This window comes from Rothia nasisuis, from assembly GCF_928381405.1.
Taxonomy (GTDB): domain Bacteria; phylum Actinomycetota; class Actinomycetes; order Actinomycetales; family Micrococcaceae; genus Rothia; species Rothia nasisuis.
In genome coordinates this window covers 1-458 of record NZ_CAKMSB010000040.1, presented here as the reverse complement: position 1 = coordinate 458, position 458 = coordinate 1, and the positions used below count along the sequence as shown (strand labels likewise).

Annotated in this window: 1 protein-coding gene; it reads right to left on the bottom strand. The window is 54.4% G+C overall.

Annotation, left to right across the window (positions count from 1 at the left end; all coding sequences use genetic code 11):
* Positions 1 to 272: 272 nt before the first annotated feature.
* The coding region (locus L6966_RS11940) for an integrase core domain-containing protein (RefSeq protein ID WP_237233462.1) at positions 273 to 458 on the bottom strand (186 nt) is incomplete at its 5' end.

Below are 458 nucleotides of genomic sequence, written 5' to 3'. Positions count from 1 at the left end.
ATTAGCCTCACGATAAGCAGCCAAATCAGCATCCGTAGCAGGCCGCAACCCCCACGGATCACTCATCATCACCGGGTTATTCCCAGCAAACGAATACGGATTAGAACCCCAAGCAGCACCCACCACCAAGACTAGAGGGGGGATAATTCCTAGCTAGGCCTCAGAACCGAAAGGCCGCCAACAGCTACAGACCAACCACAGCTAAACTTTACAACGCCAAACTAACAAAACACGCAGGCACACTTGATATGTACTGGCTTTAGTTCCGACCATCATACGAGACTCACAGCAGCATCCACCACCTCATCCGGCGTCCGATAACCAAGCCCCTCATGCAACCGCCGCTCATTCCACCAACACACCCAGCCAGCCGTCTCAGCTTCCAGCTGCCCAACCGACCTAAAAAGCCGGTCCCGCACCATTTCAGCCTTGTAAGCCCCGTTCACCGATTCAGCCAG